We start from the raw sequence: 10,549 nt of genomic DNA, 5'->3' as shown, positions 1-10,549 counted from the left end.
CGACGTTGATAACCGATTACGTGCCGACCTCGGTCGGTGTCGTCATCATTCTCGCCGTTATGAGTGCGATCCTTTCGAGTCACTCCTGAGTTTCAGAAGTACCCTTGTTGGGTTGAAGCGACAGCGTACAAGACGGTTGAGCGGTAACCTACTAAGTTTCAGAAGTACCCTTGTTGGGTTGAAGCGGCGGTAGCACGTCCATGAGCAGCAACATCACCGGTTTCAGAAGTACCCTTGTTGGGTTGAAGCAGTTGGGACGGGACGATGGCGAAAGGACCCGACACCGTTTCAGAAGTACCCTTGTTGGGTTGAAGCGATTTCGACTACTCGAAAGACGAGCTATCCTCGGTGAGTTTCAGAAGTACCCTTGTTGGGTTGAAGCACGGATTTGACGATTTCACCGCCCCGCGTTGCCACGTGTTTCAGAAGTACCCTTGTTGGGTTGAAGCAACTATCGGTGGGGGCAGTCCTGGAATGCGGCCAACGTTTCAGAAGTACCTTTGTTGAGTTGAAACAGATGGATTCTTCTGGATTTGAATTAGGACTGTTTCAGCAGAACCTCCGTTGGTCCTTTCTCAACGAATACATACATTTATGAAACATAGTTATAGATATTGGTACGTGACAGTAAAGAGCACAATTGGCGGAGGTGGCGACTCGAAATGCGGATATTAGCTCGGCTTCGCGCACGAGCGGACGCCACCTACGATAATTGCTACCACCATAAGCTCAGAGGCCGCCTCTGGCGAGCGCTTGAGGGAACTGAATATGACGAGCATCACGATGAACAGGAGCCTACTGGATTCTGTTATTCGAATCCATTCCCTCCTCGTAATATGCAGGAAGGAGACAAGCGTACGCTTCTCGTTTCAGCAACGGATCGCGACTTGCTCGGAGCGATTGCTACAGATCTGGATAACAACCGCGAGCTCAATATTGGCGAAATGCCGTTTCGCGTGACAGAGATCTCAGCACTCACACCGGACGTTGGCGAACCAGGCACTCGCGGAGTCATTGAAACCGGTACTGGTGTTCTCATTCGTATTCCTCCAGAGCGCTGTGAGGAGTACGGAATCGAGGCTAAAGGAGACTACCCCACGTTCTGGCGTCGAGAACATACTGTCAAACCGTTCAAGACACAGCTGGTGAATAACCTCGACAGGAAACACGGTTTGTTCTGTCCATCCGACCTTCCCGGGCCGAGCGACTGCGATGGGAACCTGTTCAACAGCTACGAGTTGATCAAGACGTTCCCGCTCCCGGTGACCGTCACACAGGGCACTGAGATGACGTATATCTTGAGTAAGTGGCGACTCGGCTACGAAGTCAGAGATGATCACCATCGACGACATCTGAATCTCGCGCTGGACACCGGCATCGGTGAACGCAACGCACTCGGACTCGGGTTCGTCAACATCGACGAAGACGCAGTCGTTCCAGCAGGACGTGCGGTAGCGGAGACTGCTCGTGGGAGTAACCGATGACAACGTTGGACTCCGACACGCTCACTGAGTATCTCCCTGACGGACCTATCACTTCCCTCCGTCGGATACAGACCCTGTATGGCGTCCTCGAAGAGGCAGCCGGTGACAAGGGCAGTAGTAAATCCGAGTTCGATCTCTACTTCACACCAGGCAAACTCAACGATTTCACTACCCGAAATCCCAGTGAGGATGATCGATATCTAGTAACCGTTGAAATAGATCTAACTGGTGATAAACCCCTCCCTCAGGATGTTAACATTAGAGTTGAGGCCTTTACACCAGACAAAATTCCGTTGTTAGGATACGCGAATTATTGGCCAGGTGCGGCTATTGACCACAGTATTACCCATCGTGGCTCGAAGAGTGGTGCAGATATTGATACTGTCGTCACATATTGCACAGATCGTCTCAACCGCTGGACAAATGCCGATGATCGAGAGCCCGCCATTGGCGAAGTCGCTGATACTCACCCCGATGGATGGGTTATCAAAAGACTTCAGACGCTTGGTCGTAACAAAGATGTCCTCAACCGAATTGAATCACAGGTTCATCGTAAGTGCACCAACGAAGGGAAATTCGTTACAACTGTTCGACTTCAACTCAATTCTGAAAATTTGGCCGAAAAATCAGCCGATAGCGATATCCGCTGGTACTACCCCGGCGAAATTCATGTCCTCAATGCGGGTATGAAGGCCCGCAAGGAAGAAAAGCTCGCTCGAAAGAATCTCGATGACAGTGACCCGCCATCACGCGGAAATGGCGTATGTATGGTGACTGGGGAAAAAGACGACGTATTCGGAACCACGGATGATCCGTTCAACTTTTTCACCGTCCAACATGCCGAAAAGTTCGATGAACTAAAGCGGTCAAACTCATGGAGAAATCATTCCGTTTCGGCGAATGCAGCATTGCTTCTCCAGTCAGGGGAGTCACTCGCCGAGGCATGCCGAACTACTCGAAACGGATTGGGTGTGTACACACTCCCGTACTTCGTCGAAATGGATGAACGGCGTGCGAATACCCTTTACAGTGTTCTGACAGCGCTACAAAACAATGAAATCGGGGATGGCAATGACCACCCAATGTTCGCGTTAGAAAATGGTATCGAAAACCATGGTACAGATGCCGACAAGCGTGACCTCCGGTTCTACGTCATCTCGCTTCGTAACGACAGCGGAGACATCAACGTCATCCACGAAGTACCTGACGTATCGCTTTATCATCCACGAGAGGCTGCGAAAGCCCACGAAATCGTCCTTGATGGAAGCACCGCGTTCGGATTGGCTGCTGGATTCGAAAAAGTGGATGGATGGGAGCCAATCACTCCAAACACCACCAAGAGCGGCGTGTTAAACAGTATCGTCTCCGGACGGTATGCGTGGGGAACGATGCCGCTGACCGCTGGTGACGATGGAGCGATGGCTGACGACGCGCCGGAGTGGCTCACCTACCAACTCCTCACTGGCCGGTCAGTACCAGCCGACCGCTTATTTGACGCTTATGTTGACCGCATCGAACAAGAGCGGCGTGAGAACGACGAACACAGCCTTCCGTCGCGGCACATACGGACGCAGTTTGCACAGTTCGAGGCGTTAGCACGAGCGAACCGCCTCGAAACATCGAACGATCAATCGACACTGACGACATTCACAGATATGGACGACGAACTACCGTCACGAGAGGAGGTTGCTGGCGACGGTAACCTCTCTAAGTTAGCGGCACGCAAGTACCGTCTTGAACGATTCCTCGACGCTCGTGGATCTCTCAAGAACAGCGAGCGCCGAACTGCGTTTCTGCTCGGTGTACTCACCGGTATGACGAGCCATCACCAACGAGCGACTCGGGGCATGAATCGCACGGTTATCGACCAGTATCCGCCAGATCAAATAACGTTGGACAGACTGGTCACCGTGTTCCCTGAGATATCGAGTAAATGCCACGTGTATGCGTCTGAAGTCAGTTGGGCAGGTGACACGCTGTTTCCGGAAGTTCTTGACGAACTCACCGATACTGAAACAGACATTCTCGAATACCCAAACGACTGGACTCTTCCACTGCGGGAAGTTCGGTTCTTCTACGCGCTCGGGGTGACGTATGGACAACGAGCAGACCGACAGGCTCACGACCTCGTTGAGGCTCTCGGTGGCACCGATGATGAGAACACGCCAAACGACACAACTGTCGAAGAGACTGCATAACCAACCGATCACTAAAATCACAAAACAATGACTGACATCCAAAACCGATCCGAGATATTGTTCATCACTGACGCACAGGACTGCAACCCGAACGGCAATCCGATGGGCGAAAACCGTCCACGTATTGATCCGATCACACAGAAGGCCGCCATCACCGACGTCCGTCTGAAACGGTACTTGAGAGACCAACTACACGACGATGACCATCCAATTTTCGTAAAGAAAACAGGTGAGAAATCGGCGGTACGGGCGGCACTTGCCCTTGACTTATTCGACGAAGTTGAGAAACCGGAGGACCTCGACCAGATTGACGATATTCGAACCGAATTCCTCGAACGTGCGACTGATGTGCGCTATTTCGGTGCAACGCTGAGCTTCAACAAAGATCCTGAAGACGATCTTTACGCGGCAGTCAAGGAGCACTTTTCGGGCGGGAATTTTACCGGTCCGGTTCAGTTCTCCCCTGCACGCTCGCTGAATGAGGTTGAAACGAACGAAGAGACAAGTACGTTGACGAGCGTCATTGCCACGCAGGAAGGCAACGAACAGGGTGGATTTGATCTTGATGACCACCGCATCAAGTATGGTATCTTCCCTTTCCATGGACTCGTTGATGAACACGGTGCCGATGACACGCGACTCTCACGACGTGATGTTAAGCGATTAGACACCCTGTGCTGGCGCGCGTTGAAGAACCAAACGATCTCACGAAGTAAGGTCGGCCAAGAACCACGACTCTACCTACGCGTTGAATATGCAACAGACGGCTATCATGTCGGCGATCTTCACAACGACGTTAGCCTTGCTAATGACAGTGACTCAACCGCCGACGCCGAACTGCGGAGTGTTCGAGACGTTCGACTGAATGTCACTAACCTCGTTGAAACGCTTACTCGTGTCGCCGAAGCAGGCCACATCGAGGAGATTCATTACGCAGCAAGTGAACGACTGCAAGCGACGTGCGAAGGGGAGGATATTGAGACAGTGATGGACGTTCCAGATGTGCTATCCGAACGTGGGGTTCCTGTTCACGAAATCGATGTGTACGAGGAATTCAAAGAGACGCTTCCCAGCGAGTAGTTCCAATGGCACGACGAGATACCACGAGTGAAGCGACGTGGGGCGGAGACTTACCGGAGGTAACACCACCATCTGTCGATGAGGACGGCGTTCCGTCGAAGTGCCTCTCGCTAACAATTCGTAGTGACTGGGGACACTTCCGTCGTATCGACCGGACGGTCACCAAACAGACATACCGACTACCGCCCCGAACGACTATCGCAGGAATGCTCGCTGCGATTGCAGGTGTCAATCGTGATGGCTATTATGATATCTTCGCTCCAGACGTGTCTGCAATGGCTATCACACCCGTTGGGGAGATTCGTACGGTCACGATGCCGACGCTCGGATTAGGGACACATCCTGGAGAAACGATGGCTGACATGGGTGGAACAGGCCAAAAAACGGTTAAAGTGAAGTATCCAGACAGCACCGATAACCGCCAAATACACAGCTACGAATTGCTGGTTAACCCAGCATTCCGTCTTGACGTCGCAGTTGAGGACGAACAGTTCTATAGCGTGCTGAAACATCGTCTCGAAACTGGCACATCGTTCTACCCTCCGTCAATGGGTCTATCGGAGTACCTCGCGTGGATTGAAGATCCCCGTGAAATCGAACAGATCGAGCGTGTAGATTCGACAGAGTCTGTGACTGTTGACAGTGTAATTCCAGATGGTGCCGACGAAATCGTTCCACAAGACGGGGTGAGCTTTGATGTCGAACGGACTCCTGCCTTCATGGAAGCAGACGAGCGCGGACGAAAAACGACTGGATACGCTGATTACGCCTTCTCGGACCGTAAAAAGTTGAAACTCCGTCCAAACGAGACGACACCAGTCGAAGTAGATGGCCGAACGGTCGTCTTTCACTGACGACTGTACAACCCCTCTGATTTCAGAAACGAACCATGAATCTCAACGACATCATTTCTCGTCCGGGTGAACAGTTAGATGACCATCTCGACGCCGTTGCAAACCGAATCATTGATCTCGGCGATTTTGAAACTGCCAATTCCCCAAGTGAGGCAGATATCGCACAGTGTCTCGGTTGGCTTCACGACTTTGGCAAAGTCACTCCGGGGTTTCAAGGACATGTACGGTCGGACTATTCTGCCCGTGCGAATGGGACACCCATAGTGAAAAAGCGGTATAGCTATCATGCCCGTATCAGCGCGCTTGCGGCGTTTTGGGTGATTTGTGAACTTGGCGGGACGGATCGGGACGCTCTCGCAGCATTCGCCGCCATTGCAAAACACCACGGTGCGTTACCGAATTTCGCCAGCTACACGTTTGATCGTGTCGTAAAAAACGAGCGCGACGGCCAAAATCAAGGAAGATGGGCGACCGAGCAAGTCGAACATATCGAAGCAGAGACGGCAGTGGCGGCTGATACGTTGCTTCGACGTGCTACTGAAGATATCGCTCCCGAATCGATAACGTGGACTGATTTCGCTAACGCAATGCGGAGTGGAACCATACTCGACGACCTTGGTGAGGCAGTGTCAACGATGACCGGGATTTATCCCGAGCACTCCTCCGAAAAATTGCCTTCGGAGTTGTACGACCGCACTCTTCGATATTGGAGTGCGCTAACACTCGCCGATAAGACATCTGCAGCAGGGTTGAACGACGATCGTTTAGCTCGTGAGCCGCTCCCAGTAAGAAAGCTTGACGAATACGTTAAGACGCTCTCAGCTGACGATGAATTGCAACGCGAACTCAATGTGTGGCGTGAAAGAGGATGCAAAGAGGCTCGTGGGCGTGCAGTCACCCATCTCATCGACGGTAATGCCGATGTAGGGACGCTGACTCTACCGACTGGACTGGGAAAAACGTTTACTGGCATCTCCGTTGCGTTCGACGTTCGAGATGAGCGTGCGGCACGACAGCAGTTAGACGAGAAACCGACTGTTGTGTACGCACTCCCGTTTACTTCGATTATCGAGCAGACCCGGAATCACTTCGAAAACGACGACATCTGGGGTGCAGATCCTGCTGGAAATGCGTTAACCGTCCATCACTATCTGTCTGACACGATTAACCGGAAAGATACGGAAGAGATGAGTGAAGACTCGAACGCCAATGGTGAACCGGAACAGGACAGCCGAACACACCCAGAAGCGATGCTCGGCGAAAGTTGGCGTGCAGGAACGATACTGACGACGTTCGTTCAGTTGTTCGAGAGCCTTGCTGGTCCCTCGAACAGTCAGGGAATGAAGCTCCCGAGTTTGAAGAATGCGGTCGTCATTCTTGACGAACCACAGGCACTGCCAAAACAGTGGTGGGCGGTTGTTCCGCGATTGGTCCGCTTGCTCACCGATGAGTTCGACGCAACAGTTATCCCGATGACGGCGACCCAGCCACGTCTATTCAGCGATACCGATGATCTTCAAACAGTCAAACTCATCGACGACCCGGACGAGTATTATGAGCAGGCACGCCGGGTTCGATACACGATTGATGAGTCGGTATGGCAGTTCCCCAATCCAGCAATCGAATCATCGCTTGTTTCACACGATACCGCAGGTAGACGCATCGTTGAGACGCTCATTGACTCAATGAAAGCCGATGAATCATCTTCTCCCCGAACATCGGCAATGGCCGTTTGTAACACCATTGCTAGTTCTCGTGCATTGACTGAGTCTATCGAAAACGCTGCGAAACAGTCTCTCTTCGAGACAGTACACATCGGTAGTGAGTACGAATCAGTGCTCTGTAACGCTGAAACCAATTCCAGTACTCGTCTCGACACCGACGACGCTGTCAAGAGTGTCATGAAGAAACTCGGCTTTAAGCCTGAAACCACGAATGAACGTGAGGACGATGACGACGTCGTGTGGGAGTGGCCTGATGAAGAGATGCCATTCTTTCTTGGAACGTTCAACTCTAGATATCGACCCAGAGACCGCAGTGTATTGATCAAAGTCGCAGATAACCTGACGACAGCGGGAGTGCCATTTGCGTTCGTTTCTACTCAGGCGATTGAGGCAGGTGTCGATATCAGTTTTGCGCACGTGTTCCGGGATATTGCGCCACTCGACAGTATTGTGCAGGCCGCTGGCCGATGCAACCGGTCGTTCGAGTGGGGAGAAAGCAACGGTCACGTTACGGTGTGGTTCCTTGCCGACCCTGATGAACCAGCAGCAGGGCCGAATCAAGCTCCTGTCTCGTATGTTTACAACGACGTACCCGAGCACGTGGATATCATCTGTCGAATACTCTGTCAAACGCTCCCCGAACGGACTGACGTCGACGAAACAGTTCTAACGAGGAATGCAGTTCCAGAGTACTTCGACGCTGTTACCCCGGATAAAGTCGGGAGCGATGTACTCGTAGAGGCTGTCGAACACTTCGAGGCGAGAGAGCTAGCCAGTCACTCGCTCATCGACGATGAGTACGAGACAGTTGACCTTCTCGTCGCGGTAAGCGAAGCGGATGATGCTCGTATCCAAGCGATTATGGATGCTTTCGATGTCGGCAATGAACCCAGAGCTTATCGTCTACTCCACAATGCCTCGGATATTCGCGTGTCCGTTCCTGCACAGAAAGCTGACGAAGCGCTTCGTTTCTTGAGTCGAGTTGATCTCCGGCAACGTGGGGTGCAGGAAGGAACGAGCGTTCTTGCCTATCGACTGAACAGTAGTCAAGGATCGTACGACCTCGATGCTGGTGGATTCGTGGCTGATGAAGATGACGCACTGGCTGGGAGGTTTACATTATGACCGGAACTCTGAGCTACTCTGGCGATGAAATCATCGATCAACTCGTTCGGGACGAACGCGAACCACATCGAGAACCAGTCGTCCGAATCACCGGTCTAATGGTGCAATATTACCACGTCTGCAAACGAGAACTTTGGTTCATGTCCAAAGGGATTGACATCGACCGTGGAACTCCGAATATTCGGCGGGGAACCCACGTAGACGAGACGAGTTATCGAGACAAACGTAGTTCATTCCAAGTGAACGGACGAATTGCAATCGACATAGTAGACAGTGGTGAAGTGATGGAGGTCAAAGTCTCATCGTCACTCGAAGAACCGCCACGAATGCAACTGCTATACTATCTGTGGTATTTAGACCGAATCCTCGATATCCAGCGCGAGGGTGTTCTTGCCTATCCGGAAGAGCGTAGTCGGGAACAGATTTCTCTGTCGGAATCGAATGCAATCGAGATCGAAGAAACGCTTCGCGGAATTATTGACACAGTTTCAGCGGACACGCCACCCGAACTCGAAAAGAAACCGTACTGTGACTCCTGTTTGTACCAAGATATCTGTTGGTTATAACAATGCCAAAGGAAAATCATCACATCTTCGCGGACGGCGACCTGTCGCGGAGCGAAGACACGCTACGCATCGATACCCTTGACGGTGAAACAAAGCACTTGCCAGTAGAGAGTGTCGGAACGATCTACTTGCATGGCCAAGTGACGTTCAATACACGTGCACTCGGACTTCTCAACGAGCACGGAACGGTAGTTCACGTGTTCGGTTGGAAAGATTATTACAAAGGTTCGTATTTACCGAAACGACAACACCAATCAGGAAATACCGTTGTTGAACAGGTTCGCGCCTACGACGATGAGAAGCGTCGAATGCCAATTTCTCGCCGAATGATTCGCGCTAGTATCCACAATATGCGGGCGAATCTCAAGTATTACGATGCGCGTAGTCACGACTTCACTGGCGCTATCGATACGCTTGACCGGCAACGAGACCTAGTGATGGAGACAACGGACGTACAGGAGCTACGTGGGGTAGAAGCAACCGCACGAAAAGCATACTACAGTTGTTTCGATTTGATTTTACGCGACCCATTTGAATTGACGAAGCGGGATTACAATCCACCAACAAACGAAACGAACGCGCTCGTGTCGTTCCTGAACGCCATGGTCTATACGACGTGTGTCTCTGCAATACGAAAGACAGCACTCGATCCTACTATCGGATACGTTCACGAACCGGGTGACCGCCGATTTACGCTATCACTTGATATCGCGGATATTTTTAAACCAATACTAGCGGATCGAGTACTGTTTCGCTTGGTAAATAGACAGCAGATCAGTATCGAGGACTTCGAGAACGAACTCGATGGATGCCTTCTCAATGAGAAAGGTCGATTAGTTGTTCTTGAAGCTTATGAAGATACACTCGATCGGACAGTTGAACATCCTCGATTAAAGCGAAAAGTGAGCTACAAGACGTTGGTTCAGACTGACGTTTATTCACTGAAAAAGCACATTTTAACAGGCGAAACGTATCGTCCGACGGAACGGTGGTGGTGAAATGTTCGTCCTCGTCACCTATGACGTTCCAGCCGATCGAACCTCGATTTATCGGAAGCTACTTCGTAGGCATCTCGAACACATCCAATATTCTGTCTTTCACGGAGATATCACTGAAGGCCAGTTAGTGGGAATCAAAAACGAAATCGAGAACGCACTGGAGTCAGACGATTCGATTTACATTTTCGAAGCGGACGTTTCTGCCGCCGTTGACTGTACTGTTCTTGGTGATGCGGAAGAACCAGGAAGTCGATTCACGTAATGTTCGTCGACCCCCCGGGGGGTAACCCAGAATTGGGGGTCGACGAAATCGCGCTTCTGAATCCAAGCTTATTAGCCGCTGTAGGCGCTATATCGGGCATGGTTCCAGAAGTACCCTTGTTGGGTTGAAGCTGCTCGAGGAGTTGGTCGACGTATGCGATTTCCAGCGTGTTCCAGAAGTACCCTTGTTGGGTTGAAGCTGCTCGCCGAAGTCAGTGACCTGCTCGGTATCGATGGTTCCAGAAGTACCCTTGTTGGG

8 protein-coding genes and 1 CRISPR repeat array are annotated in these 10,549 nt (G+C 51.5%); all 8 genes read left to right on the top strand.

Features of this window, described 5'->3' with window-relative positions; all coding sequences use genetic code 11:
* Window positions 1–89: 89 nt before the first annotated feature.
* A CRISPR array of direct repeats spans window positions 90–515; the repeat unit is 30 nt; unit sequence GTTTCAGAAGTACCCTTGTTGGGTTGAAGC.
* 147 nt (window positions 516–662) lie between these two features.
* From cas6 to cas2, 8 genes are read left to right on the top strand one after another with little or no spacing between them, the layout of a single operon-like run.
* Window positions 663–1,484, top strand: coding sequence for a CRISPR-associated endoribonuclease Cas6 (cas6, locus tag A4G99_RS09370; RefSeq protein WP_066142567.1), 822 nt, complete (start codon window positions 663–665; stop codon window positions 1,482–1,484).
* Window positions 1,481–3,682: a TM1802 family CRISPR-associated protein gene (locus A4G99_RS09365; RefSeq protein WP_066142564.1), complete on the top strand. Its 2,202-nt coding sequence runs from the start codon at window positions 1,481–1,483 to the stop codon at window positions 3,680–3,682. The genes cas6 and A4G99_RS09365 overlap by 4 nt, the downstream gene beginning before the upstream one ends.
* Before the next feature lie 27 nt (window positions 3,683–3,709).
* Complete coding sequence (gene cas7b, locus A4G99_RS09360; protein ID WP_066142561.1) at window positions 3,710–4,762, top strand: type I-B CRISPR-associated protein Cas7/Csh2; 1,053 nt, start codon at window positions 3,710–3,712, stop codon at window positions 4,760–4,762.
* 5 nt (window positions 4,763–4,767) lie between these two features.
* A complete protein-coding gene (gene cas5b / locus A4G99_RS09355) occupies window positions 4,768–5,616 on the top strand; it encodes a type I-B CRISPR-associated protein Cas5b (RefSeq protein WP_082837771.1) in 849 nt (282 codons plus the stop codon).
* 35 nt (window positions 5,617–5,651) lie between these two features.
* Window positions 5,652–8,465, top strand: coding sequence for a CRISPR-associated endonuclease Cas3'' (locus tag A4G99_RS09350; RefSeq protein WP_082837770.1), 2,814 nt, complete (start codon window positions 5,652–5,654; stop codon window positions 8,463–8,465).
* Window positions 8,462–9,031, top strand: coding sequence for a CRISPR-associated protein Cas4 (cas4, locus tag A4G99_RS09345; RefSeq protein WP_066142558.1), 570 nt, complete (start codon window positions 8,462–8,464; stop codon window positions 9,029–9,031). The genes A4G99_RS09350 and cas4 overlap by 4 nt, the downstream gene beginning before the upstream one ends.
* Window positions 9,032–9,033: 2 nt before the next feature.
* The gene (gene cas1b, locus A4G99_RS09340) at window positions 9,034–10,029 is read left to right on the top strand and encodes a type I-B CRISPR-associated endonuclease Cas1b (protein WP_066142554.1); all 996 of its coding nucleotides are present in this window, start codon (window positions 9,034–9,036) and stop codon (window positions 10,027–10,029) included.
* Window position 10,030: 1 nt separating this feature from the next.
* A complete protein-coding gene (gene cas2 / locus A4G99_RS09335) occupies window positions 10,031–10,291 on the top strand; it encodes a CRISPR-associated endonuclease Cas2 (RefSeq protein ID WP_066142551.1) in 261 nt (86 codons plus the stop codon).
* Window positions 10,292–10,549: the final 258 nt, after the last annotated feature.

Source organism: Haladaptatus sp. R4 (genome assembly GCF_001625445.1).
Classification (GTDB): Archaea; Halobacteriota; Halobacteria; order Halobacteriales; family Haladaptataceae; genus Haladaptatus.
This window is presented reverse-complemented; position numbering and strand designations above follow the sequence as displayed.

Bases quoted from the DNA above. Each gene is read 5' to 3' on its own strand.
- cas6 (WP_066142567.1), top strand. From the start codon at position 663: ATGCGGATATTAGCTCGGCTTCGCGCACGAGCGGACGCCACCTACGAT.
- A4G99_RS09365 (WP_066142564.1), top strand. From the start codon at position 1,481: ATGACAACGTTGGACTCCGACACGCTCACTGAGTATCTCCCTGACGGA.
- cas7b (WP_066142561.1), top strand. From the start codon at position 3,710: ATGACTGACATCCAAAACCGATCCGAGATATTGTTCATCACTGACGCA.
- cas5b (WP_082837771.1), top strand. From the start codon at position 4,768: ATGGCACGACGAGATACCACGAGTGAAGCGACGTGGGGCGGAGACTTA.
- A4G99_RS09350 (WP_082837770.1), top strand. From the start codon at position 5,652: ATGAATCTCAACGACATCATTTCTCGTCCGGGTGAACAGTTAGATGAC.
- cas4 (WP_066142558.1), top strand. From the start codon at position 8,462: ATGACCGGAACTCTGAGCTACTCTGGCGATGAAATCATCGATCAACTC.
- cas1b (WP_066142554.1), top strand. From the start codon at position 9,034: ATGCCAAAGGAAAATCATCACATCTTCGCGGACGGCGACCTGTCGCGG.
- cas2 (WP_066142551.1), top strand. From the start codon at position 10,031: ATGTTCGTCCTCGTCACCTATGACGTTCCAGCCGATCGAACCTCGATT.